Raw genomic sequence first — 22,892 nt, 5'->3', positions numbered from 1 at the left:
AATCAAAAATCAGCAAAAGGTGCGAGAAATACCGAGGTTATCCAGGTACAAAACGTCTGGATAATACTTTAAACGCCCGCCAAGAAAGCAGAATGCCGTTCACTTGGGGTGAACGGCATTCATTAGCAATCAAAACAACACACTAAATAAGTTATGTTATACGTCCATACAAGCCTTAAGCTTGTTCATGGCGTTTTTCTCCAACTGGCGGATCCGCTCGGCAGACACCTGATAGGTATCGGCCAATTCCTGCAGTGTGGTCTTTTCATCGTCCAACCAACGGGCCCGCAGAATATGCTGGCTGCGCTCATCCAAGGTCTTGATGGCAGACAACAGCTTGTTCTGGGCGTTGGATTCCCAGTTGTCATTTTCTACCTGGGCGGCCAAGTCGGAAGAATGGTCTTCCAGATAAAGCGCCGGGGCAAAGTCATGATCATCATCGTGATCATTGGTCAGGTCGAAGGCCGGATCCTGCGCCGCCATTCGCGACTCCATCTCGGTCACATCCTGTTTGGATACGCCAAGGTTTTCGGCCACCATAGTGACCTCTTCATCGCTGAACCAACCCAGACGTTTCTTGGCCTTACGCAGGTTGAAGAACAACTTACGTTGTGCCTTGGTGGTGGCGACTTTGACTATGCGCCAGTTCTTCAACACATATTCATGAATTTCTGCCTTGATCCAGTGCACGGCGAAAGATACCAAACGTACACCCACATCAGGGTCGAAACGCTTGACCGCCTTCATCAGGCCTATGTTGCCTTCCTGGATCAGGTCTGCCTGTGGCAGACCATAACCCGCATAACCGCGGGCAATATGCACCACAAAACGTAAGTGCGACATAATCAGTTGCTTAGCCGCCTGCAGATCACCTGTTTCCTGCAAACGCTTCGCCAGCTCATACTCCTGCTCGGCGTCCAGCATTGTCATGCTGTTTACCGAATGGATATAGGCCTCGAGACTGCTGCTCCCCTGGGGAACCATCAGTGCCATTGATTGCGTTTGATCAGTCATTCACGCTCCTGTTTCTTACTGCTTTGATGCTCATTTCGGGTCGAAAAAAACGCTGATGAGCCGATGCACTATCGGTCAATTGACATATATTGTCAACGCCGTATCCAACATCCGGGATTATTTTCACCCCGAAAATAGGACAATGCAAGTGAAGATAAGTTCATTTTTACCTCAATGAGGCTCTATGGCTCGCAGGTGTTGGCGTACCGACAGGAAAGACCCCAACCAACCCAAAAATGACGCCAGTGCCATCATCTGCAGCAGCTCAACAAAGGTCAGAGACTGCATCTCAAGTTGGCTGCCATACAGGCCCAAAAGCGAGGCCAACGCCCCATCCAGGTACCAGACCAAGAGGTTGATTATCACCCAGGCGAGTATACCGCCGATAACACCATACCAGATGCCGGTGTAGAGAAAGGGCCGCTGAATAAAGGCTTCCGTGGCCCCGACCAGCTTCATGACCTCAATTTCACTGCGCCGATTCATGATAGCCAGGCGAATAGTGTTGCCTATGACCAGCACCACAGCCAGGATCAGCAGTGCCGCCAACGCCAGCACGGTACGTTCCAGCAAGCGCACCAGCGCCTGTAAGCGCTCCAGCCACTCGATATCCAGACGGCCAAAGCTCACCTCAGGCTCACGCTCCAGCTTGGTCAAAAGCTCTCTGGCGCCTGCGGGGCTGGAATACTTTTCAGTGGGGATCACGCTGATCACCGCCGGCAAAGGGTTGCTTTCCAGATAGGAGAGCGCCTCGCCGAAACCAGACAGCTGTTGGAACTCCGCCAGTGCCTCGTCACGATTGATATAGTCGACCGTGTCGATTTCCGGGTAAACCTTAATCCGCGCCAGCAGGCTCTGAATACTCTGCTCTGAGCGGTTCCCCTCAATAAACAAGGAGATCTGTGCCGCACTGTTCCAGGATTGGGTAATGGTTTCGGCATTTTTTACCAGCACCTGCAAGGCGGCCGGCAAACTCAGACTGACCCCCAGCACAGCCATGGTCATCAGCGATGAGATAGGGTTGCGCCACAACTCACCCATGCTGGCCATGGCATGCTGTATATGGCGGATAAAAAACATCACTATCCGGCCGGAAAGCGGGAGTTTACTGCGGGTCAATGAAGGCTGGGCAGACATAGCTTATTCCTTAGCGCTCATGGGGCTGGTCCCCAGTTCTTCACCACCTATCATCCGCCCCTGCTTCAGGGTCAGGGTGCGGTACTTCATTCTGGCGATAAGACCGAGATCATGGGTGGCAATCAACACGCTGGTGCCCGCATCATTGAAGGTTTCAAACAGCCTGAGAATATCCATGGACAGCTTGGGGTCCAGGTTACCGGTCGGCTCATCGGCCAGCAATAGAGGGGGTTTGTTGACTATCGCCCTGGCAATACCTACCCGCTGCTGCTCACCGCCAGAAAGCATAATGGGGTTATGGCGCTCTTTACCATAGAGTCCCACCATATCCAGAGCACCGGCGACCCGCTTGCGGATCTCCCCCAGGGTAAAACCTTCGATAACCAAGGGCAGCGCCACATTGTCAAACACGCTGCGGTCCATCAATAGATGGTGGCTTTGGAAGATCATCCCGATATCGCGGCGCAGATAAGGCACATGGCCGCGCTTGATACCGGCGATATCATGACCGTTGATCCATACCCGGCCGGCACTGGCGCGCTCGATAACAGTGATCAATTTGAGCAAGGTACTCTTACCGGCTCCGGAATGTCCGGTAAGAAAGGCCATTTCGCCCCGCTGAAGATGAAAACTCACATCAGACAGTGCCTTTTGGCCCCCGGCGTAAATTTTGCTGACCTGCTCAAATCGAATCATATATCAGTTATCCCCCTTCTCCTGACTGAACAGGGCTTCGATAAAGTCTTTGGCATTGAAGGTACGCAGATCGTCTATCTGCTCTCCCACGCCTATGTAACGAATAGGAATACCAAATTTATCGGCAATGGCAAAGATAACTCCGCCTTTGGCTGTGCCATCCAGCTTACTGATACTGATACCGGTAACCCCGACCGCTTCCTGGAACAGTTGCGCCTGACTGATGGCATTCTGGCCCGTACAGGCATCCAAGGTCAGCATCACTTCATGGGGAGCGTCCGGATCCAGTTTCTTCATCACCCGAACCACTTTCTTCAGCTCGTCCATCAGATGGCTCTTGTTCTGCAAGCGACCTGCGGTATCGGCAATCAACACATCAACATTTCTGGCCTTGGCAGCCTGCAGGGCATCAAACAACACAGAAGCGCTATCAGCACCTGTATGCTGGGCAATCACAGGAATATCATTGCGCTGGCCCCAAACCTGCAACTGCTCAACTGCAGCGGCGCGGAAAGTATCACCGGCAGCCAGCATGACAGACTTGCCTTCGCGCTGATACTGTTTGGCCAACTTGCCTATCGTAGTGGTCTTGCCAACGCCGTTGACACCCACCATTAAAATAACGAAAGGCCCGGCAGCATTGTCCGGCACCAGAGGCGCACTCACAGGCTCCAGCGTCGCCAGCATCTCCTGCTGCAGCAATTCATATAAGGCTTCGGCATCCTTGAGCTGCTTGCGTGAAGCATGATCTGTCAGGCTGGAGATCAACCGACTGGTGGTTTCTACCCCAACGTCGGCAATAAGCAGTTGCTCTTCCAGCTCTTCAAACAGGTCATCATCAATCTTTTTACCACGAAAAAGCCCGATAAAACCGCTACCGATATTTTCGCTGGTGCGCATCAGCCCCCGCTTGAGGCGGGCAAAGAAGCCCTCTTTAGCAGGTTTTGCCTGTGGCTCAGGTTGAGCTTGTTCCTCGGCAACCTGTTCAGCTTGTGCTTTTTCAGCGGCCAAACGTTCAGCTTCGGCTTGCTCGGCCTGGGCCTTTTCAACAGCTAAACGTTCGGCTTCTGCCTGTTCTGCCTGGGCCTTTTCAGCGGCCAGACGTTCGGCTTCGGCTTGCTCTGCCTGCGCCTTTTCAGCAGCAATACGCTCGGCTTCAGCTTGTTCAGCCTGGGCCTTTTCAGCGGCCAGACGTTCGGCTTCGGCCTGCTCGGCTTGGGCCTTTTCAGCGGCAATACGCTCGGCTTCGGCCTGTTCGGCCTGGGCCTTTTCAGCGGCAATACGCTCGGCTTCTGCCTGTTCGGCCTGGGCCTTTTCAACCGCAATACGCTCGGCTTCGACCTGCTCGGCCTGGGCCTTTTCAGCGGCCAGACGCTCGGCTTCGGCTTGTTCGGCCTGGGCTTTTTCAGCAGCTAAACGTTCGGCCTCTGCCGCGGCTTCTGCAGCCTGTTGTTCGGCGAGTTTGGCCGCCTGTTCGGCTTCGTCGTTGTGTTTGTCTTTACGAAACCAGGAAAAAAAACCTTTCTTTGCCATCAGTGCTACCAGTGCTCAACATCGTGGGGGATCTTCAGGAGCCGGGCTCCCGCTTGAGGTCGCAACTATTTCCCTGGAGCAGCGGGGCCTGTTACTGGCATTCCCGAGCGATAAAGGGCTTTAGCTTCATCTCACCTTTTCGGCTGAGTTTGTTATAAAATAGCGACGCTTTTAAGGTGGCATAGTCTACCACTTTCTTTCTTCAGGCAAAATCACGGGGGCAAGATGGCCAAAAATAGACCGGGCAGCGGTCAGGTTCGTATTATCGCAGGCCAATGGCGCTCGAGAAAATTACCCATCCAGGATCTGGAAGGCCTGAGACCAACCACAGACAGGGTGCGGGAAACTCTTTTTAACTGGCTGGCAGGTGAACTCAGTGGCAGCTCGGTATTGGACTGTTTCGGTGGCAGTGGCGCTCTGGCATTGGAAGCCCTGTCCCGCTATGCCGCTTTTGCCAGAGTCTATGAACTGCAAAAAACTGCGGCTCAGCAACTGCAGCAGAATCTGCAAACCCTAAAATGCGATAGTGCCGAGGTCATTAACGGCGATGTATTGGCCGGTTTGGCGCGCCCTGCCGATCGCCGTTTCGATATCGTGTTTATCGATCCCCCTTTTCGCAAGGGGCTGGCCGAGCAAACCCTAACCCTGCTGGCCCGGCATCAATGGCTCAACCCAGGCGCCCTCATCTATCTCGAAGTGGAATCTGAATTGCAGCAGTTACCGATACCGGCTGACTGGGAGGCATTGAAAGAGAAACAGGCTGGCCAGGTCAGCTACCGCCTGTATCGCGTCCAGGGAGGAGCCGAGTCATGAAAGCCGTATTAGTGTTGGGAAAACTGGCGACCCTATTGGCCTGGGTGTTGATGTTTTTCAATCTGTTCAGCCCGTTTGAAGGCAATATCGGCGTGATACTCACCATACTTCTCGGGGTAACCGCCATGATGCATGGGCTGCAGGTGCTGATATTCCACACGATATTTTGTCAGTTGTTGCCGCTCAAGGCTAAAGACTATCTCAACGCCTTTCTATTCGGGGTGTTTGCCTTGCTGGATTACCGCCAGCGAGCGCTGAGTAAACTGGCTGCAGAAACCTCGGCAAACACTCAAGATTAAGGTGGCAAAGGCGCCTCTTTACCCTTGGCCAATATTTCCAGAATTTGCTGCAAATGCTGGCTCAAAGCTTCAGCCTCGGCTGCCGCAAACCTTTGCTTGAGGGATGCATCGAGTTGAGTCGCCAGCTCCGCCTTCACAGCTGAGAGGGCCGGTTGGTTCTCTTCAACCTGTAACTTGGCAACGCTGAGAGCCAACAACTTAAGCTCAGGCAACAACTCTATTTGCTTCAGTGGTGCCAATAAGCCTGGGTCGTCAACACTGAGTCGTTGATCCAAAGTCACCAGCAGTTGGTCAACCCGCGCCAAAGTCTGCTCCCCACGCTGATACAGAGGAGTTATGGCAACATCATTGGCAAAATCAGTGAGTTGATAAAGCGTCACACTCAGAGTCAGCACAATTAACAACAGCGGCAGTGACAACCCGAACACCAGACCGACCCAAAAGTTATTGATACCGGATAAAAAGGCTCGCATTGCTCCTCCGCTGTCAGCAACAAGGCCATCCAATGGATGGCCCGGGATCACAGGAATTTGATTGCCAAGGGGTACTTGTATTCCACGCCTTCACTGGCCTTGACTGCTGCGACTATGGTCACCACCACATCAAAAATTGCCAGCACGGCCACCAGCACCAAACCTATGCCAACAAAGATCAGGATCAAGCTGATGATGGTGTAAATGATCATACTGATTTTGAAGTTCAGGCAATTACGGCCGCAAACATCGACAAATTCAAACTCTTCCCGTTTCATCAACCAAACGATCAACGGCCCCAAGATAGTGCCCAAAGGGATCAGGTAACCGGCAAAACTCGCCAGGTGCACCAACATTCCCATGTCTCTTTCCTGCTTTTCCATGTTGTTTCCTAACTTTTTCAGTTCAAAGCCAAACTATCCGGGCCATAGAGGCGCATCTGCCAGTCTTCTATGCTGCCCCGCTCCAGTCGGCGCTGCAAGCTGCCTACCCAGCTGGAGGCCAAACCTTCACAACTGAGCAGCCTATCATAGGCGGCCGCATCAAATTCGGGGCGAAAATACAGCTTCATCGCCTCGGCAACACTGATATCGGTACGCCTTTGTTTCAATATCAGGGCATCCTGACAGTTTATGATGCCAGGCTTAAGCACCCGATAGAACCAACCTGACATACCCGTTTGCTGCATGGCAAGGGCAAAGTCCCGCTGACCATATTGGTGATTGAGCTTAAAGCAGGGGGAACGCGGTTGGGTGACCTGCAGCTCAACTTCGCCAAAGCTGAGGATATCGCCGATATGAATATCCGCCTCGGTCAGGCCAACACTGCTGATGTTTTCTCCCATGGCCGGTGCATCCTGCCCCGCGGTTATCAGCCCCATGCGCCGGTAATAGCCATAGTGCTCGCGAGGAAAATGATGCAGCACCCTATCCGGGCCACCATGATGTTTGGGATCCGCCTGGGCATCACCCGCAACCCTGTCGCCGAAAACCTCCAGCGTCGCCATCCGAGACTTGTTATCTATCCCGCTTGCCAGCTTGTCCCTGAATGTCAGTTTATCACCGGCATACAGCCCAGAAATCTTGTCAATCAAACACTTGGTCACGTTACGTCTCCCTTCGGGTGCCAAAGCCCGATCATACTCCAAGCTTACGGGACAGATCACGGACATTTCCATACAAAGCGGCGCTATTGTATGGCCGCAGCGCCGAGGACAATGCCCGGGATTTCTTATGTATTCAGGAGAAGTAATATGAAAGCATTCAGATTCAGCGCCCTGGCCCTTGTTGGGGCTGCAGTAAGCAGTGCCGCCTTGGCGGACAACACTGACGTTTATATCCGTAATGGCCAGATTTACAGCCATGAAAACAGTTTCTTTGTCTCTGCCGGTGCCTATCAGGGCAGCGAACTCTATCAAGGCGTCGATTCCAAGCTGCGTCCATTCGGTAACCTGGGTTATAACGGCAAGGACTTCAACGCCTCACTGGCCAATATCAACTACCGTTTTTTCGGTAATGATAAAGATCTGTTCAACCTGAGTGTGTTTCTGGGTAGTCCGGGTATTGCCTTGAAAGACTCAGACGCAGCAGCGCTTGGCGGTATCCATGAACGTAAACTGAGTGGCGATCTGGGTATCAACCTGGATACCCAACTGGGATTCGGTACTCTATCCACCTCGGTACAACATGACGTAACCAACAGATACAACGGCTTTATCGGCCAGGTCCGTTACGCCGTACCACTGAATCTGGGCTGGGGCACTGTCGTTCCCTACGCCGGCGTCAGCTACTTGAGCCGTGACTTTACCCAGTACTACTTCGGAGTCAGCAAGGCTGAAGCCAATAAGCAGCATAAGTACTACCAACCGGGCAAAGCCTTCACCTACAACGCAGGTTACAAGCTGATTGTGCCTCTGGGCGAACATCTCGAACTCAGCCAAAGCAGCAACTACAGCTACCTGGATTCCGCCATTGCCGACTCGCCGATTGTCGATGGCAAACAGCAGTGGAACGCCAACCTGGCACTGACTTATTACTTTTGAGTTTGAGATCATTGGATGAAATCGCTTAAAAACCTCTTTTTTACCATAGGCTTAGCCATAGTAGTCAGTGGCTGTGCGACCCATTATGACACCCAGAAATTTTCCTGGGATCTCGACAAAGACTTTACGAGAACTCAGGTGGACTCAAATACTTGGTGGAATAACTACGTTAACAACCATAACGACAAATATATAATGGCGGCACTCTGTCAGAAACACCGCTACTCCCAGTACTGCAAAGGTTAATTTATAGCGACCTATAACTTGGATTTTGGGCTGGCTATATTTTCAATACTGTCAACCGCATTACTGAATGTTTGTGGGTAAAGGGGTGACCAAGTCCCCCTTTATGCCAATTGAGCTGTCACTTATGTAACCGGAGTGATAATTTTGCTTTATCTAAACCCGCATGCTTACCGGCAGGAAATGGCAAACACTCGCATAACACTCGTAGAAGACGATAATAAGATCAGTGACCTTCTGACAGATTATCTCAGAAACCAACATTTCGATGTTGAACGAATAGATGACGGCAGTCGCGCAGGACAACTTATCCTCGAACGTCAACCTGAACTGGTGATCCTGGATCTTATGTTGCCGGGGAGTGATGGTCTGAGTATCTGCCGTGAAATCCGCGCCCAATACCAAGGCAAGATACTGATCCTGACCGCCAGTGAGGACGACATGGATCAAGTGGCCGCACTGGAGATGGGCGCCGATGATTTTGTCAGTAAACCAATCCAACCCAGGGTACTCCTGGCCAGGATCCGCATGTTGCTAAGACGTCAGGAAAATGTGCCAACGGAAAGCAATCGCGAACGCCAGTTCGGAGAACTCTACCTGGATAATGCCCGCAAGTTTTGCGCCATCAGTCAGGTAGAAGTCAACCTCACCACTGCCGAATTTGACCTGCTATGGCTGCTGAGCTCACATCCGGATGAAATACTGTCGCGGGAGTATCTGGTCAAGGAAACCCGCGGCATAGAGTACGACGGAATAGACCGCAGCATAGATAACAAGGTAGTGATTTTAAGGAAGAAATTAGGTGACAACCCCAGCTTGCCGCGCAAGATAATCACGGTAAGAGGCAAGGGTTATCTATTTGTACCGGATAGGTGGTAATGAAACGGCTGTTTATCTTCTCCTACCTGGTGCTGGTGTTTCTGTTTTTCACCTGCTTCATTTTTGTCTTTCAACTGGACTTCTTTTCCTCCGATGAGTGGGAAGCCGACTATCAGGATCGCTCCTATATGTCTCTGATCCAGTTGTTATCGGATATCTCGACGGCCGAGGGCGTTGCCAGTGCCGAGGCCTCGCTTGAGCAAGTGCTCGGCAACCTGCACAAACAGCTGAGGGTCATCTCGCTGGACTCGGATGAGCTGTCGGCTGACGAGAAACAGCGCCTGAGAGAAAACCAGCGTTATATCAAAGATGTGGAAGAGGATATCTCCTACATCATGTTCCAGGGCTCAGACAAGGTGTATGCCATCAGCCGCGATGAGTCCGCGCCCTTCTGGCAGGAATACTACTTCAAAGAATCCATTGCTTTCTGGGTGATGTTTCCGGTACTGGCTTTTATCAACTTTGTGCTGCTCTATCTATTGGCCCGGCGCCTGCGCCGCTTGGAGCGGGTCCACAGCGCCTTTGCCAATGGTGATTTCAAAGTTAGAGCCAAAACAGGTGTGTGGCACAAAGTGGGACACCTGAACCAATCCTTCAATCAAATGGCTGACAAGATAGCCAAACTCATCGATAGCAACAAACAACTCACCAATGCCGTAGCCCACGAAGTGCGTACACCTATATTCAGGATCCGTTGCAATCTGGATATGCTGGACGATTCAGGCGTTCGCCCGGAGCAAATGCCCTATCTGGAAGGCATACATCAGGATCTGGATGAACTCGGCACCATGGTGGACGAATTGTTGCATTACGCCAAGATGGAGCGACGCCAGGCGCCATTACAATTGAGCTACCAATCATTGGATACCGCACTGCAGGAGTTGATCGCCCACCTGCAGTTTGAAACCGACATCGCCCTTGAACTCACCACGGCAGAACCACTAACGGCCATGATAGACCTGCGCCTCTGGCACAGGGCCGTCAGTAATATCATCCGCAACGGCTACCGTTATGCCCACCAAAAAGTCAGCATAAGAATTAGCGGCGACACAGATAGGATCTGGCTGCATATTGCCAACGATGGCCCAGGGATCCGGGATGAAGACAAGCAGCGCATTTTTGATCCCTTTGTTCGCATCGACAAATCACGGGATCGCGGCAGCGGCGGTCACGGCTTGGGACTGACCATCAGCGCCCAAATCATTCGCCAGCACGGTGGAGACATTGCCATCAGCGACAACCAAGACGGTGGCCCAAGCTTCGATATCTGGTTACCTAAACAGATAAAAAAAGCCCCGTTAAGAAACGGGGCACCAGCGAATCAGTGGGGAATCAGCGAGTGAATCACCGCGCCATAAAGAAGACTCGCAATCGAGACTAAGCCCATCACATGACAAGCTTGTGACTCTAATAAGACATTGGTATGAAAATAAAAAATGCCCGCGGCAGCGGTCAACTGCAACGGGCCAAGGGTGAAACCTTACTTGAAACTAAAGCTCAGTGATGCGCACACTGTTGCTCATGATGCCAGGCATTAAAACGGCTCTGGGCCATGACCAGCAGCAGCACCATAGACAGGCTGCCCATCACCAAAGTCACTGCAAATGGCGCACTGAGGTCGGTTTGCTGCACCAGACCGGCCAGTAAAGAGGCGCCGCTCATCTGAATACAACCGAGCAAGGCTGCCGCAGTACCGGCACGCTCGCCGAAGGCCGCCAACGCCATACTGGTTGCCGGACCCAGCAGGAAGGCGAAACCGACACACAGCAACATCATGGGCAACATAAAGCTCATGGCGGCAGCCATACCTTGCTGAGGGCCATAGATCTGCAGTACAGGTTGCATCGCGGCAGAAGCCAGCAGCAACCAGAGCGAAAACACAACGGTCGTGCGATTTCCAAGGCGTTTGGTGACCACTGGCGCGGCAAAGCAGGCAATAATGTTCACCAAGGCGTTGAGGCCAAACAGGCCACTGAATGCCAGCTCTGACATACCCAAATGATCAATCAGCCACACAGGTGCGTAGGAAACATAGCTCAATATTGAGGCCATACCCGCCATGCAGCAGAAGGCATAAAACAGGAAGTGGCGTTCGGCCAATACAGGCTGATAGCGGCCCCAGCGGTACAGCGGCCCACTGCTGACAGTATTCTGCGGCCGGGTTTCTGGAAAACGCATACTCACCAGCAGCAGGATCACCAAGCCGTAAACAGCCATAAGCCCAAAGGTAGAGCGCCAACCGAATTGCATCGCCATCACGCCGCCAAGCGTTGGCGCCAGTGCGGGGATGACGCAAATCGCACCGTTGAGATAGCTGTAGATACGGGAACTTTCAGCCGGTGTATAACAGTCACGCACCGCGCTAAACACCACAATAGAGGTGGAGCAGGCCGCCAACCCCTGCAATACCCTGGCAATCTGTAACCATTCGAACTCCATGGCAACCACAGCCAACAGTGCACTAAGCACATAGAGAGCAATCCCCCCCAATGCCACAGGCCTGCGGCCAAATCTGTCTGCCAAGGGGCCTATGAGGATCTGCCCTACCCCCATAGCGAACAGAAAAAGCACCAGAGTCGACTGGACTTCGCCGGCACTGACGCCATATTCAATCGCCATAGTCGGCAAAGAGGGCAAGTAGATATCGATAGCCAGTGGGCTTAACAGCACCATGGCCATCAGCATAGGCAGGAGGTTTTTTGCCATAGGTTGTCGTTCAATCCTGAGTGAAAACTGAGATGGGGCACATTCTAATGAACTGGTGGTATGAAAAGAAATGATATAATCTCACAACATAATTTCCTCTGAGGAATATCAGGGTGAATCTGGATAACCTGGCCCGTATCGACCTCAACCTGTTGGTCATGTTGCAGGTGCTACTGGAAGAGCGCAGCGTGACCCGCGCCGCCAATCGACTGCACCTGAGTCAATCTGCTTTGAGCAAGAGCCTCAACCGCCTGCGCGACATGTTGGGCGATCCTCTGTTTCAGCGCACCGCCCACGGCCTCAAACCGACGGCTCACGCTGAACAGTTAGCGCAACATCTGCCTATCGCCTTACAGAGTCTGCATCAACTGACCCAACCTCCCGTGTTTACCCCGGCCAGCAGTAATCGGCAGTTTTCGCTCACCATGGTAGAAAGCGCCTATGAAACCCTGCTGCCCAGTTTTATCGGTCGCCTGCTCAGTAACGCCCCCAATGTCAGGCTCGACTCCTACGTCTGGACCGAAAAATCGATGCAGGCACTACAACAGGGGCAGATAGATTTGGGAATTTCGGGAAGGGATCTGCAGCCCAGCTCCAGTTTTCACTTCAGCCAGTTGCCGGAAGGGATCCTGTATCAAACTCTGTTTCAGGATCATCAGGTGTGTCTGGTGCGCGAAGGACACCCGGCGCTGCAAGCTCAAAAGAACAGGGTCTGGGATCTGGCGGCCTACCTGGCGCTGCCCCATGTACAGGTGCGTTGCGAAGGTAATGATTGGTGGGCGCTGGATTATTTTCTGGCGGACCTCGGTCATCATCGCCGCCTCAGTGCCACAGTGCCCGACTTCTACGGTGCTGCCAGTATTTGCGCTCACAGTGACTTGGTATTTACCCTGCCCTCCAGTTTTGCACTGCACGCCTGCAAGCTTTACTCGCTGCAGCAATTGCCACTGCCGATAGACTTTATGCCCATGGCTTATGTGCTGCTCTGGCATGAGCGCAATAACGACGACCCCGGCCACCGCTGGATGCGACAGCTGATAGGTGACAGCATGAGCAGTAAAAAGACCGCCTGAGCAGCGGTCTTGGATTAAATGTGATTAGAGCACGAAGGTCGCAACCTTGGCATTGAGATCGGTCGCACGCACCTTGAGCGCCTTGGCGTGTTCAAGGTCGTCCATGGCGGTGGCGGTGATCTCATCGGTAACATCCTTGATGGCCGTGGTGTTTTGGGTAATCTCCCCTGTTACCTGAGTCTGCTCTTCCGCCGCCGTGGCTATCTGTCCGGCCATATCCGATATCTGCGCCACTGCAACGGCTATCTCTTCCAGCGCCTTACTGGCCTCTTCGGCATCGCCGACACTGCGGCCTGCCATCTGGCGGCTGTTTTCCATGGAGGCTACCGCCCTGGCGGTGGTTTGCTGCAATGCCTCTATGGTGTCGTGGATTTCGGAGGCCGAATCCTGAGTTCGTTGGGATAGAACCCTCACTTCATCGGCCACTACGGCAAAGCCGCGCCCTTGTTCGCCGGCGCGGGCAGCCTCGATGGCGGCGTTCAACGCTAACAGATTGGTCTGGTCGGCCACCCCTTGAATTGCGGTGAGAATAGCGCTGATAGCCTGGGCATGACGATTGAGCTCATTAATCACTTCAGTGGTTTGGCCTACTTCCTCGGCCAATGAATGTATCGAGTCTCGGGTCTGCAGTACCAGACTCTTACCCTGCTGCGAGCTGCAGGAAGATTGCTGCGCTGCAGTAGCGGTCAACTCGGCGTTGGCGGCAATCTCCTGAGTGGCACTGGCCATCTCGGTAACTGCGGTAGCCACCATGGTTACTTCCTGCTGCTGCCTTTGCAGCTCAACAACCGAGCTCTGGGTGGTGTTCAACCCCCGTTCGGCATCCAGATCCAATTCGGCCGCCAACTGACGTATATGGCTTATCAGCTGATGCTGGGCCGAAACAAAGCGGTTGAAGTTGTCGGCCAGCTCGGCCACTTCATCATTGCTGTCGACCTTGATCCTTTGGGTCAGATCGCCATTGCCGTCGGCAATCCGTGCCAGCGCCTGGGATACCCGCCCAAGCGGGGCCAACAAGAGTCCAAGAAACCAAGAGATAGCCGCCGTGCTCACCAGTAACACGAGCGCCGCCAAACCAACCTGGGTCCAAAGCAATTTGCCAAGCGGTGCTTCAAGCGTTGCCTTATCCAGCAGCAGCAAGAGCTGCCAGTCAGTATCCGGGATGGCCGTTGCCCAAACAAGTTTGTCCCGACCATCGGCATCAAAATACAGAGATTGCAACTGCGCCGTTTTTTGAATATTGGCCAGAATGCCCGCACCGAGATCATCATCAATTTCGGCAACCGGACGCATCGCCTTGCTGCCATCCTTATAAGCGATGACGGTACCGTCGTTATGCATCATGATGGCAAAACCCGCGGCCGGGATCGCCATGCTGTTGACCTCGGCCACCAGAGTATCAATTGCCAAGTCACCGCCTATCACCCCTTTGGCGGTTGGCTGCGCCAAAGAGACCACCTGAATACCATAGCCGCTGTCGATATAGGGTTTGGTGATAATGGCCCGGCCTTTGGCCATGGCATCCTGGTACCAGGGACGGCTGCGGGGGTCGTAATGGCTGTTGTCCACGCTGGGATCGGCATCCTGCATTTTGCCGTCACTGCCACCGAAGTAGACTGACTCCAGCTTGCCGGCCGCTCTGGCCTGTTGCAGTGCAGGCACAAAGTCATCACTTATGTATTCCCGCAAGGATGAAACCACGTTGGTGCGAATCGCCAACCACTCGGTGACACGCTGTGCCTGCATCTCACCAATACGCTTTAACTCTTGCTGACTGGCTTGCAGCAGTTGTGTTTTCTGAGTGCTGTAGCTTTGCCAGGAAAGCAGAGCCACTACCAGGGTCAGTGCCAGTACCACACACACCAGCAACTTGTGTTTCAATGAGCGGAGTTTCATCATTAGCAGGGTCCGATATTTGGGAAAAGCCCACAGCCATAGGCACAGTAAGATTTTGCGAGATAATTACATATTCTGTCGCTGCAGTTGAGAGTTAGTTCACAATCATTTGAAAAACCAACCTAAACTGCAACAAAAACCATTTTTCAAGTACTAAATCACAGTTGATGAATAAATATTTATTCGGGGAACTCCTACCTCTTAACGCTTTCTTAATAAAGCGGTATTAAACATGATAAATAATGAAGTAGATTTAAACCTGACCTGAGCCAAGCAAGTCCGGAGGAAGAAAAATGTATCGACAGTTTGCGCAGAATCTGCCACTCAATCCCAGAACCTTGACGGGAGCCCTGCTGAGTCTCTGCGCTTTTAGCCTGGTCCTCTTGCTTATGCCCCTGGTGTTGATCTTGGCAGCAACCACACTCCTGTGTCTGGGCCTGTTTGGCCGCAACTACTTAAAGCGTCAATTGGCCAGTATCCAGCAATGTCGCCACAAAGGCAGACAAAGAGATCTCTATGACTTGGAGCCCAACTTGTGCCGGGATTCTGGATTGGGTTCAAGAGGTCGAATCCTAGAACACGAACCGGATTAATCGGCGAGTAGTTCCTGCGCCCGTTTCAGGGCACGCCGCTCATCCACCGACTGGCTCAGTTGCAATACGCTCTCCACCTGTTGTTGCAATGACTGCCACAAGGGGCCTATCACCTCCAGTTCACGCTCGTCGGCACGCTCTCGTGCCAGTCGCAACCAGGCAACGGCCTCCACTACGTCTATGCGTCCTAAGCAACCATCGGTCAAGGCTATCGCCAATTCAATCATGGCGGTCACACTGTGACCATAGCGAATAACCTGCCTTAAGTAACTCTCTGCCTGGGACAGATCTGAACCAAATGCAGCATCATCGTTAAGCATATGCTGCGCCCGCGCCAACATGGCATCCAGCTGTCCCTGCTCTGCCGCCTCGGCGAGCCATTGTTCACTGGCACTCAGGTCTGCTTCACAGCCTTCGCCACGGGCCAACATCAGGGCAAGGTGGTATTGAGCGTGAGGATCGCCGGCTCTGGCCGCCCGGGTGATGTGTTCAAAGGCTTGTTGCAGCTGACCGCGTTGATAACAGAGCACCCCGAGATTGGCCATAGCCTCAGATTGCTCGTTGGCGGCGGCAGCACTGAGGAAACGTTCGGCCTCGGCTTCATCTTTAGCCAGCTCACCACTACCCACCAGATAGAAGTAGCCCAGGAGTGCCATGGCATCGGTCACGCCGGCTTCTGCTGCTTGACGAATCGCCCGCTGCCCGGAGGCGATATCGACATCGCCGCGATAGCCATGAATTAGGGCGACGCCGTGCTCAAACAAGGCCTTGGGCTCGCGTGCTGCCGCCTCGGCAAACCAGTGTGCCGCCTTGGCCAGCATGCGCGCCGAATCACCGGCAAGCGGTTCGTCAGCCTTATCTTGCAGGGCCTGCTCCTGGCCCCGGGCAATCAGAGCACGATTCTTGAGCGCCATCCCCAACAGATATTGCGCCTCGGCATCATCTTCCATCACGGCCCGATAGCAGAGCTCACGTCCGGCCTGCAGATCAAAATCATCGAAGCGGTATTCAGGAGCTTCCCGGCCCTTTAGTCTGGGATAGGCCAGTTCCATCAGTTTCAGCAGATCGCCGATGGCCTTTTTGGCCAGTTGCAGCAGTTGTGTTTCGGTGAGGTGGAACTTTTCCGGATGGGCGCCGCGGTTGCCATCGGCCCTCAGCCTATGCAGCGCCCGGGTGATGCGCACATCGATCAACCTCTGGCGATTGAGCTGTTCGATACGATCATAAAGGTTGGGACTGTCAAAACTGAGTTTGGCCGGTGCAGCCAACAGCTCAGTCAATCTGTGGGCAAAGCTGCGAACATGCAGCAGTGCCTGGGTTGGCACATCCTGCACGTAGCGCTTGGCAGTCCGGTACTCCCGGGCCAAGTCTTCCGACACACTGGCAATAAAAGCAACATCATCCAGCACAGTCTGACCTCACAAGGCCGCAGGAGCGGCCAGTAGAGAGTTGATTATTAACCCTTACGGGCAACCCGATAAAGGCGGAATAAGGCCACATTGACGAACAAACCAATGAAAGCCACCAAGGTATCCACCAGCAACTGCAGTGGCATACCACCAGCCTGCCCAAGTTGCGACAGCACACTCCCCATGATCAGTAGCGGAAAGTAGCTCAGCAGCACCAAGATTGTCTTGCCGGTGAGTCCGCTACTGAACTCAAAACTGGCCTTGATGGCCTGCAGCGGGGTCAGACGCTCGACCACCACCATAAAGTTAACAAAAGCCAGGCGGGCAAACAGATACAGGCTGATCCCCATCCCCAGGATCCATACTGGCCCTATGGCCGCCAGGATCATAGTCGGTGCAGCAATCGCCATGCCGGAGAACACCCCGGCCAACATCAAACCCGGCACAAACGCCAGACTGGACTTTAACACCTGGCCCGTGCTGGGCTGCATCCCCTCGGTACGCAGTTCCATAAACAGAGTCAAGGCCGCGATAAGCACAGAGAAGATCACCATCAAGGCGATCACCGCCAGCATATGAGGGGTACCGAATTGTGGATTTTCAGGATCGGCACTTTGCAACTCGGTACCGAGCCACATTTGAATACCCACCTGCAATAGCAGCAAGGGAACGGTCAGCATTGCCAGCTGAACGATATGATTACGGAAGAAGTTATAAGCTTCGGTCAGGATGGCAGACAGAGACATGCAGCTTTCCCAAAAAGGTTGTAATTAAAGGATCAAGATAGACGCCAAGGATACCCAAATTCCCACGCCAATGCACAAATGAAATACAGCAAAACGACCGCCTGTCACGCAAAAGCCGTGCATCGGCGCCTGAGATAAGACTAGAATATGGCCCCAGAACACCTTTTATATGCATAGGAAAGCAGAAATGAAAGCTTATATCACAGCAGCCGTAATCATGGGCTCACTGATGGCGGCCCCAGCGCAGGCCGGGTGGTTCGACAAACTCACCAGCAACCCCCAAACACAAGCCGATACGGCCACCAATAGCCAGACCGCCACTCAAAACAGTGAGCTGGTCGGCACTGTGATGTCACAGCTGGGCCTGACCCAAACCCAGGCCAAAGGTGGCCTTGGCAGCCTGCTCGGACTGGCCAAGACGTCATTGGGACAAGAATCTTTCTCTCCCATTGCCGACAGCATACCCGGTATTGACGGCTTGCTGGCCGCAGCGCCCAAGCTAGATGGCAACTCAGGGATGACGGGCCTATTGTCCAAAGCCGGCGACCTGGGTAACTCCTTGCAGGGCAGCGCCATGGTCTATGATGCCTTTGCCAAACTTGGGATCTCCAAAGAGCTGGCTGCGCCCATGATAGATATAGTCAAAAACTACCTGCAAAGTAGCGGTGGCGAAGGCACAGCCGATCTCCTTGTCAAGGGGCTGGGCTCACTGCTGTAAAGCGGTTCACGCTATCAAAGGGGAACCCGCGGCCACTGATGACGTCTAAAAAGTGTGGCCGCTCGGTTTAAGCGCGCATCGGCAAGGCCGGATTTACCCGGCGCCAAGCCGCAAACCGCGTGGCCCGACATGTTTAGAGCCTATACTGAACCAACTGACAGAGAAGCCTATGATCGCCAAGCTCAAGCAGTTTTTGAATGCCCATCAACAGAGTCAGTCCCCGCAGGAACAACAGAAACAACTGGAACTGGCAGCTGCCAGCATGTTGTTGGAAGTGGTTTATGCCGATGAGGAGATGTCCGGCACCGAATCGCAGCTGTTGCCCGAACTCCTGGAACAAACACTGGGTTTAGCTGCCGAAGCAGCGGCCGAGCTGATAATTGAGGCGAAGCGGACCCGTCACGATGCCACCTCACTGTTTGAGTTCACCTCGGCCATCAATGATAGCTTTACCCTTGAGCAGAAGCAGCAGCTGATCCTGGCGATGTGGCGTGTGGCCTATGCAGACGGCGAATTGTGCCGCTACGAAGACCAGATCATTCGCCGCTGTGCCGACCTGCTGTATCTCAAACACTCTGAGCTTATCCAGCTGCGCAACCAGGCCATGACTGGCAACTCAGACTGAACCAGCCCTTTATTGCATGCTTTTATTGCATGCTTTTATTGCATAGGAATCACCGGCGGCAATTGGCGTTTCTGCCACTGCCGCTGCAGTGTCAACAACACAGCCAACACACACAGCAAACCCAGGGCGTAAGCCATGGCGCTGCCGAGTGCAAACGCCAGCAAGACACAAAGCGCGCAGCTTAGCAGTACCAAAGGCAGGTAGCGTTTGCTCAGCAAGCGAATGGCTGCCAGCATGGACAACAGATAGATCACCACAAATACCCCATTACTCCAGGCAATCAACTGCTCAAGCTGTTGGCCTGAAATATAGGTCAGCACTATCACCAGCCCCATCACACCAAGCACGGCCGACAAAGCTCTGACCGGCACCTGATAACTGTTACGCTCACGGAACCAGGCCGGCAATATTCCCTCGGTACTGAAGCTCCAAAGCAGCCGCGATACACTGGCGGCATAGACGTTCACTGCCGCCAGACCACTGGCAATACCCAGCACACCTATCACCTGAGCGCCGTATCCGCCAAGCAGGGTATCAAATGCCCCTATCATGGCGACCTTGGTATCCACCTCCACCAGCAATAACAACAAGGTACAAACCAGATAAACCGCGCCGACCAAAATCACTCCTATCACCATGGCGGGGATCAAGTCTCGATCCGGGCGCTGGAAATCATTGGCCAAGTGGGTCATGGCCTCCACACCGAGGAAGCTCCAGAAGGCGATGCCTATTGCCAGCATCACACCGTCATAGTCGGGAGTGGAATGAGCGGTCAAAGACAGCAACTCACCGGCCTTGGCACCACCGGCGCCGAACATCATCACCACCACGGCCACAATCCCCAGTGTCAGGGCAAATTGCGCCTTGGCAGAAACCTGAATTCCCCTGAGATTGAGCAGCCAGAGCCCGAGCAGAACCAAGAGTTCGCAGCCCACCTGCACCCAACCGGATACGGGGATCAGGGCGTTAACGAATTGGAAAGTCATCAAAATGGCGGCGGGCGCACCGATAGGCACAGCCATCAAAAAACTCAGGCCTATGGTGCGACCCAAGGTACGGCCAAAGGCTCGTTCGACAAAATAGGCGGGGCCGGCAGCGTGAGGGAAACGGCTGGCCAGACGGGCAAACACCAAGGTCACCGGAATAATGGCCAGGGTCAACAGAGCCCAAGCCAGTAAGGCGCCACTACCGGCCTTATCGACTGTCATCTGCGGCAAAATAAACACCCCGGTACCCAACAATGTGGTGGCCATTAAGCCGGCACCCTGCCAGCGTCCGATTGTTCCTGTAACTTGATTCATCTGCTAAATTATCAGTATCTTGAATGGCGCCAGTATAGTCGTTCTCCGGCAGAATTTCTGTCATTCGTTTCCGTCAAATACGGCTTTTAAGCCGACGAAATGACGGCAAATCGGCAAAAAACACACAAAACGTCAGGTAGCATGGATAAGTTCGATAAAGCAATCATTAATGCGCTTAAAAAAAACGCCCGTCGAAGCATTTCAGATGTGGCAGCCGAAGTGTCGCTGTCCCGCAGTGCCGTCTCAGACAGGATCAAGAAGCTCGAGCAAAACGGTGTGATCCGTGGTTACCAATTGCTGCTCAGTGAATCCCAAAAAGAAGCCGTCAGTGCCTACTTTGAAATTCAACACAAATGCCCCCGCTGCAGCGATGTAGTACATGTGTTTCATGCAATTCCCGAAGTCGTCACCTGTCACGGGATCTCCGGCGACATGGACCTGCTGGTATTCGTCAAGACTCCCTCGATGCGGCGATTGCACGAGATCCGTGAATATATAGACACTCATACTGAGATAGTGAAGATTAAAACCCATGTGGTGATGAGCGAGTGGATTAATAACCAGTGAATTAAAACCAAGAAAAGCCACCCGCGTGCTCATTAGGTGGCGAGTCCCGTGGAGGATCGGGAAATGCGTCAAAGGCGCAATAACAAAGTGGCTTCCTGCCCAATCACTTCCTTGTCAGCAACGTAATAACGTTGCTTCAGGATGCGGCGGTGCTTGTTCTTGACTGCAAAGCCGCCGCATTCCTTAACCTCTTATCAGTGGCAGTCTTTACAACCCGCTGCCGGGTCTTTTTCTTCGTGAGCTGTGTGACAGTCAGTACAGCTGAGCACGCCATCATGTTTCTTGTGTGCCTCACCTTCGAGCGAATTCATATCACCGTGACAGGAAGCACATTGCTCGTTTTCAAAGGCATAATCGGCAGAAGGCGAACCATCTTTATGGCAGGCTTCGCAGCCGGACATTTCCGTGTGAGAATCAGCTATTGGGGCTGCCAGCAGTGAACCGGAGAAACCCAGAGCCATCATCAAAAGCATTTTTTTCAACATCACATTTTCCTTTTTATGGGGGTTAAGCAATCGTCATTTGTCCTGTGTACAGGATGAAGTGGCGCAGCAAAATGACCCCCAACAGACTCAGGGTTGCTGTCGCTGCCACATAAGACCATTTACGCTTGGCCGTGGCGGTCATAAACAGATTCATTGCCAGTGGGATAGAGAGACCACAACCCAGGATACCGAGCCAGAACACCCAACCCCAGAAACCTTCCCCGATGGCATTGAAGGCCGCAACTTTGCTTTGGCCACCGGTGAGCACCAGCCCGACAAAGAAAGTGAAGATCACCGCAATTTCCACCAGGATAAGAGGGATCTCTATCTTGTGAATAAAGTGCACTTCTTTGCCGTCGGGGTTGCCCTTTAGCAGCACACCACCAAGTAGAGACGCCGCCGCACCGGAAGATAGACCGGAGATCAGGAACAGCAACGGCAGTACCGGATTCTTCAGCATGGGGTAACCGGGCAGAGCCGACAGCAGGAAGCCGGTATAAGCCCCCAACGCCAGAGACAAGATCACCAATAAACCTGTTAAGCTGGGTTCATGTTTGGCCAAAAATCCGGTCACTTTGAGCACCACGGGGAAGCGTTGCTCACACCAGTCATCTATCGGTTGACGGAACACCATGGCAATCCAGGCGAACATAAACACCATATAGACCATGAGGATCATCACCCCGATGGACATCACCGAAGTGGGGTTATAGAACACCAAAATCTTCCAGAAATGGAACGGCTTGGTCAGGTCGATGACCAAGATCCCCAAACCTGCCATCACAGTGAGTGGGGCGACCAAACAAGCAGCCTGGACAAAGCCGGAGCGCCAGGCATCCTGTTTCAGGCAACGGTGTTTCAACAATACGGCAAAGAACATGGCGCCCGCCGAAACCCCGGCGAAGAACAGATAAAACGCAATGGGCCAGTGCCAAACCAAAGTATCAAAATGAAAAGGACTCATAGCTTAATCTCCCCCTGTTTGGCCACTATCTTGAACAGCTTGGGCCGGGTGCCGAGATCAACCTTGGATCTCTGGGTTGGGTTGGCCCGAATCATCTGCACCACTTCTGAACTCGGATCTTTCAGGTTACCGAATACCAAAGCCTTGGTTGGGCAGGCTTCTACACAGGCCGGCTGTTTGCCCTGCTTGAGTTGAGTCTCACGGCAGAAATCACATTTGTCAGCCGCTTTGGTAACTGGGTTAATAAAGCGCACCTGATAGGGGCAAGCCGCAATACAGTATTGGCAACCAACACACTTCCAGGCATCCACAGTCACAATGCCGGTTTTCTTGTCCTTGAACGCCGCACCAGTTGGACAAACGTTGACACAAGGCGCGTCTTCACAGTGCTGACAAGACTTACGGCTAAAGTGGTAAAACTGGTTCGGGTATTCACCATATGGGCCAGTGCGAATAATCTCCAACCGCGAGACCCCTTCAGGTACCTGGTTCACTTCCCGGCAGGCATCACTACAGGCGTTACAGCCAATACACTTGGTTTCATCATGGAGCAGGGCATAGTTGATGCCAGAGTCATGATCGGCGCTGGCAACCGCCTCATTGCCACTCAATGGATAGAGAGAGGCACCGGCCATCAGGGCACAGCCCCCTTTTAAAAAACGTCTTCTGGAATTTTCCATT

General features: G+C 53.2%; 25 protein-coding genes. 10 read left to right on the top strand and 15 right to left on the bottom strand.

Going from position 1 to position 22,892, the window contains the following annotated elements; all coding sequences use genetic code 11:
• Positions 1 to 156: 156 nt before the first annotated feature.
• From rpoH to ftsY, 4 genes are all read right to left on the bottom strand, one after another.
• Positions 157 to 1,014 carry an RNA polymerase sigma factor RpoH gene (gene rpoH, locus ACMHXH_RS07490; RefSeq protein WP_028780766.1) on the bottom strand — a complete coding sequence of 286 codons (858 nt, stop codon included), beginning with the start codon at positions 1,012 to 1,014 and terminating at the stop codon, positions 157 to 159.
• A gap of 171 nt (positions 1,015 to 1,185) precedes the next feature.
• Positions 1,186 to 2,151 carry a permease-like cell division protein FtsX gene (gene ftsX, locus ACMHXH_RS07485; RefSeq protein WP_039035742.1) on the bottom strand — a complete coding sequence of 322 codons (966 nt, stop codon included), beginning with the start codon at positions 2,149 to 2,151 and terminating at the stop codon, positions 1,186 to 1,188.
• A gap of 3 nt (positions 2,152 to 2,154) precedes the next feature.
• Entirely contained in the window at positions 2,155 to 2,847 is a 693-nt protein-coding gene (gene ftsE / locus ACMHXH_RS07480) for a cell division ATP-binding protein FtsE (protein ID WP_025012145.1), read from the bottom strand.
• A 3-nt stretch (positions 2,848 to 2,850) separates the two neighbouring features.
• Positions 2,851 to 4,380, bottom strand: a complete 1,530-nt coding sequence (ftsY, locus tag ACMHXH_RS07475) for a signal recognition particle-docking protein FtsY (RefSeq protein WP_413737903.1) — start codon at positions 4,378 to 4,380, stop codon at positions 2,851 to 2,853.
• Positions 4,381 to 4,605: 225 nt separating this feature from the next.
• On the opposite strand from ftsY, the gene rsmD reads away from it, so the two are divergent.
• Entirely contained in the window at positions 4,606 to 5,193 is a 588-nt protein-coding gene (gene rsmD / locus ACMHXH_RS07470; protein WP_071475533.1) for a 16S rRNA (guanine(966)-N(2))-methyltransferase RsmD, read from the top strand.
• A complete protein-coding gene (locus ACMHXH_RS07465) occupies positions 5,190 to 5,492 on the top strand; it encodes a DUF1145 domain-containing protein (RefSeq protein WP_071475532.1) in 303 nt (100 codons plus the stop codon). The genes rsmD and ACMHXH_RS07465 overlap by 4 nt, the downstream gene beginning before the upstream one ends.
• Here the strand turns inward: ACMHXH_RS07465 and ACMHXH_RS07460 are convergent.
• From ACMHXH_RS07460 to ACMHXH_RS07450, 3 genes are read right to left on the bottom strand one after another with little or no spacing between them, the layout of a single operon-like run.
• The gene (locus ACMHXH_RS07460; RefSeq protein WP_071475531.1) at positions 5,489 to 5,965 is read right to left on the bottom strand and encodes a hypothetical protein; all 477 of its coding nucleotides are present in this window, start codon (positions 5,963 to 5,965) and stop codon (positions 5,489 to 5,491) included. The genes ACMHXH_RS07465 and ACMHXH_RS07460 overlap by 4 nt on opposite strands.
• Positions 5,966 to 6,012: 47 nt before the next feature.
• Entirely contained in the window at positions 6,013 to 6,348 is a 336-nt protein-coding gene (locus ACMHXH_RS07455; protein WP_039035737.1) for a DUF4870 domain-containing protein, read from the bottom strand.
• 17 nt (positions 6,349 to 6,365) lie between these two features.
• Positions 6,366 to 7,070 (bottom strand): MOSC domain-containing protein, encoded by a 705-nt coding sequence (locus tag ACMHXH_RS07450; protein ID WP_335912214.1) that lies wholly within the window; start codon positions 7,068 to 7,070, stop codon positions 6,366 to 6,368.
• A gap of 147 nt (positions 7,071 to 7,217) precedes the next feature.
• On the opposite strand from ACMHXH_RS07450, the gene ACMHXH_RS07445 reads away from it, so the two are divergent.
• The 3 genes from ACMHXH_RS07445 (at position 7,218) to ACMHXH_RS07435 (ending at position 10,471) form a co-directional block, all read left to right on the top strand.
• The gene (locus ACMHXH_RS07445; RefSeq protein ID WP_052248256.1) at positions 7,218 to 8,006 is read left to right on the top strand and encodes a MipA/OmpV family protein; all 789 of its coding nucleotides are present in this window, start codon (positions 7,218 to 7,220) and stop codon (positions 8,004 to 8,006) included.
• 426 nt (positions 8,007 to 8,432) lie between these two features.
• Positions 8,433 to 9,128: a response regulator gene (locus ACMHXH_RS07440; protein ID WP_039035735.1), complete on the top strand. Its 696-nt coding sequence runs from the start codon at positions 8,433 to 8,435 to the stop codon at positions 9,126 to 9,128.
• Positions 9,128 to 10,471, top strand: coding sequence for an ATP-binding protein (locus ACMHXH_RS07435; RefSeq protein ID WP_052248255.1), 1,344 nt, complete (start codon positions 9,128 to 9,130; stop codon positions 10,469 to 10,471). Before ACMHXH_RS07440 ends, ACMHXH_RS07435 begins: the two co-directional genes overlap by 1 nt.
• A 154-nt stretch (positions 10,472 to 10,625) precedes the next feature.
• Here the strand turns inward: ACMHXH_RS07435 and ACMHXH_RS07430 are convergent, their stop codons facing one another.
• Positions 10,626 to 11,834, bottom strand: a complete 1,209-nt coding sequence (locus ACMHXH_RS07430; protein ID WP_335912215.1) for a multidrug effflux MFS transporter — start codon at positions 11,832 to 11,834, stop codon at positions 10,626 to 10,628.
• 113 nt (positions 11,835 to 11,947) lie between these two features.
• Between ACMHXH_RS07430 and ACMHXH_RS07425 the strand changes: the two genes are divergently transcribed.
• Positions 11,948 to 12,907 (top strand): LysR family transcriptional regulator, encoded by a 960-nt coding sequence (locus tag ACMHXH_RS07425; RefSeq protein ID WP_071475527.1) that lies wholly within the window; start codon positions 11,948 to 11,950, stop codon positions 12,905 to 12,907.
• A 24-nt stretch (positions 12,908 to 12,931) separates the two neighbouring features.
• On the opposite strand, the gene ACMHXH_RS07420 is transcribed toward ACMHXH_RS07425, so the two are convergent.
• Positions 12,932 to 14,803, bottom strand: coding sequence for a methyl-accepting chemotaxis protein (locus ACMHXH_RS07420; protein WP_071475535.1), 1,872 nt, complete (start codon positions 14,801 to 14,803; stop codon positions 12,932 to 12,934).
• A gap of 293 nt (positions 14,804 to 15,096) precedes the next feature.
• Between ACMHXH_RS07420 and ACMHXH_RS07415 the strand changes: the two genes are divergently transcribed.
• The gene (locus ACMHXH_RS07415) at positions 15,097 to 15,396 is read left to right on the top strand and encodes a hypothetical protein (protein WP_039035732.1); all 300 of its coding nucleotides are present in this window, start codon (positions 15,097 to 15,099) and stop codon (positions 15,394 to 15,396) included.
• Here the strand turns inward: ACMHXH_RS07415 and ACMHXH_RS07410 are convergent.
• Positions 15,393 to 16,805: a tetratricopeptide repeat protein gene (locus ACMHXH_RS07410; RefSeq protein WP_071475526.1), complete on the bottom strand. Its 1,413-nt coding sequence runs from the start codon at positions 16,803 to 16,805 to the stop codon at positions 15,393 to 15,395. The two genes, ACMHXH_RS07415 and ACMHXH_RS07410, sit on opposite strands and share 4 nt — an antisense overlap.
• Before the next feature lie 47 nt (positions 16,806 to 16,852).
• Entirely contained in the window at positions 16,853 to 17,551 is a 699-nt protein-coding gene (locus ACMHXH_RS07405) for a hypothetical protein (protein ID WP_039035730.1), read from the bottom strand.
• A 187-nt stretch (positions 17,552 to 17,738) separates the two neighbouring features.
• Here ACMHXH_RS07405 and ACMHXH_RS07400 point away from each other — a divergent pair, with 187 nt between their 5' ends.
• On the top strand, positions 17,739 to 18,269 hold the full coding sequence (locus ACMHXH_RS07400) for a DUF2780 domain-containing protein (protein WP_071475525.1): 531 nt from the start codon (positions 17,739 to 17,741) through the stop codon (positions 18,267 to 18,269).
• A 169-nt stretch (positions 18,270 to 18,438) separates the two neighbouring features.
• Complete coding sequence (locus tag ACMHXH_RS07395) at positions 18,439 to 18,894, top strand: TerB family tellurite resistance protein (RefSeq protein ID WP_039035728.1); 456 nt, start codon at positions 18,439 to 18,441, stop codon at positions 18,892 to 18,894.
• 35 nt (positions 18,895 to 18,929) lie between these two features.
• Here the strand turns inward: ACMHXH_RS07395 and yjeH are convergent, their stop codons facing one another.
• Positions 18,930 to 20,195, bottom strand: coding sequence for an L-methionine/branched-chain amino acid transporter (yjeH, locus tag ACMHXH_RS07390; protein ID WP_101094770.1), 1,266 nt, complete (start codon positions 20,193 to 20,195; stop codon positions 18,930 to 18,932).
• Between the two features lie 141 nt (positions 20,196 to 20,336).
• On the opposite strand from yjeH, the gene ACMHXH_RS07385 reads away from it, so the two are divergent.
• A complete protein-coding gene (locus ACMHXH_RS07385; protein WP_028780007.1) occupies positions 20,337 to 20,762 on the top strand; it encodes an Lrp/AsnC family transcriptional regulator in 426 nt (141 codons plus the stop codon).
• Positions 20,763 to 20,956: 194 nt separating this feature from the next.
• On the opposite strand, the gene ACMHXH_RS07380 is transcribed toward ACMHXH_RS07385, so the two are convergent.
• The 3 genes from ACMHXH_RS07380 to ACMHXH_RS07370 are packed head-to-tail and all read right to left on the bottom strand — an operon-like array spanning position 20,957 to position 22,891.
• Entirely contained in the window at positions 20,957 to 21,247 is a 291-nt protein-coding gene (locus tag ACMHXH_RS07380; protein WP_039035726.1) for a cytochrome c3 family protein, read from the bottom strand.
• 22 nt (positions 21,248 to 21,269) lie between these two features.
• Entirely contained in the window at positions 21,270 to 22,211 is a 942-nt protein-coding gene (gene nrfD / locus ACMHXH_RS07375; protein ID WP_226685239.1) for a cytochrome c nitrite reductase subunit NrfD, read from the bottom strand.
• Positions 22,208 to 22,891, bottom strand: a complete 684-nt coding sequence (locus ACMHXH_RS07370; protein ID WP_025010745.1) for a 4Fe-4S dicluster domain-containing protein — start codon at positions 22,889 to 22,891, stop codon at positions 22,208 to 22,210. Before ACMHXH_RS07370 ends, nrfD begins: the two co-directional genes overlap by 4 nt.
• Between the last annotated feature and the right edge of the window lies 1 nt (position 22,892).

Origin of the sequence: Shewanella sp. BJSY2023SW001 (assembly GCF_047314685.1) — a bacterium.
In the GTDB taxonomy this organism is placed as follows: domain Bacteria; phylum Pseudomonadota; class Gammaproteobacteria; order Enterobacterales; family Shewanellaceae; genus Shewanella; species Shewanella indica.
This window is presented reverse-complemented; position numbering and strand designations above follow the sequence as displayed.

Coding starts and splice junctions, on each gene's coding strand:
- ACMHXH_RS07385 (WP_028780007.1), top strand. CDS start 20,337: ATGGATAAGTTCGATAAAGCAATCATTAATGCGCTTAAAAAAAACGCC.
- ACMHXH_RS07395 (WP_039035728.1), top strand. CDS start 18,439: ATGATCGCCAAGCTCAAGCAGTTTTTGAATGCCCATCAACAGAGTCAG.
- ACMHXH_RS07380 (WP_039035726.1), bottom strand. CDS start 21,247: ATGTTGAAAAAAATGCTTTTGATGATGGCTCTGGGTTTCTCCGGTTCA.
- ACMHXH_RS07465 (WP_071475532.1), top strand. CDS start 5,190: ATGAAAGCCGTATTAGTGTTGGGAAAACTGGCGACCCTATTGGCCTGG.
- ACMHXH_RS07440 (WP_039035735.1), top strand. CDS start 8,433: ATGGCAAACACTCGCATAACACTCGTAGAAGACGATAATAAGATCAGT.
- ftsX (WP_039035742.1), bottom strand. CDS start 2,151: ATGTCTGCCCAGCCTTCATTGACCCGCAGTAAACTCCCGCTTTCCGGC.
- ACMHXH_RS07415 (WP_039035732.1), top strand. CDS start 15,097: ATGTATCGACAGTTTGCGCAGAATCTGCCACTCAATCCCAGAACCTTG.
- rsmD (WP_071475533.1), top strand. CDS start 4,606: ATGGCCAAAAATAGACCGGGCAGCGGTCAGGTTCGTATTATCGCAGGC.
- nrfD (WP_226685239.1), bottom strand. CDS start 22,211: ATGAGTCCTTTTCATTTTGATACTTTGGTTTGGCACTGGCCCATTGCG.
- ACMHXH_RS07400 (WP_071475525.1), top strand. CDS start 17,739: ATGAAAGCTTATATCACAGCAGCCGTAATCATGGGCTCACTGATGGCG.
- ACMHXH_RS07460 (WP_071475531.1), bottom strand. CDS start 5,965: ATGCGAGCCTTTTTATCCGGTATCAATAACTTTTGGGTCGGTCTGGTG.
- ftsE (WP_025012145.1), bottom strand. CDS start 2,847: ATGATTCGATTTGAGCAGGTCAGCAAAATTTACGCCGGGGGCCAAAAG.
- ACMHXH_RS07420 (WP_071475535.1), bottom strand. CDS start 14,803: ATGAAACTCCGCTCATTGAAACACAAGTTGCTGGTGTGTGTGGTACTG.
- ACMHXH_RS07435 (WP_052248255.1), top strand. CDS start 9,128: ATGAAACGGCTGTTTATCTTCTCCTACCTGGTGCTGGTGTTTCTGTTT.
- ACMHXH_RS07445 (WP_052248256.1), top strand. CDS start 7,218: ATGAAAGCATTCAGATTCAGCGCCCTGGCCCTTGTTGGGGCTGCAGTA.
- ACMHXH_RS07455 (WP_039035737.1), bottom strand. CDS start 6,348: ATGGAAAAGCAGGAAAGAGACATGGGAATGTTGGTGCACCTGGCGAGT.
- ftsY (WP_413737903.1), bottom strand. CDS start 4,380: ATGGCAAAGAAAGGTTTTTTTTCCTGGTTTCGTAAAGACAAACACAAC.
- ACMHXH_RS07405 (WP_039035730.1), bottom strand. CDS start 17,551: ATGTCTCTGTCTGCCATCCTGACCGAAGCTTATAACTTCTTCCGTAAT.
- rpoH (WP_028780766.1), bottom strand. CDS start 1,014: ATGACTGATCAAACGCAATCAATGGCACTGATGGTTCCCCAGGGGAGC.
- ACMHXH_RS07430 (WP_335912215.1), bottom strand. CDS start 11,834: ATGGCAAAAAACCTCCTGCCTATGCTGATGGCCATGGTGCTGTTAAGC.
- yjeH (WP_101094770.1), bottom strand. CDS start 20,195: ATGAATCAAGTTACAGGAACAATCGGACGCTGGCAGGGTGCCGGCTTA.
- ACMHXH_RS07370 (WP_025010745.1), bottom strand. CDS start 22,891: ATGGAAAATTCCAGAAGACGTTTTTTAAAAGGGGGCTGTGCCCTGATG.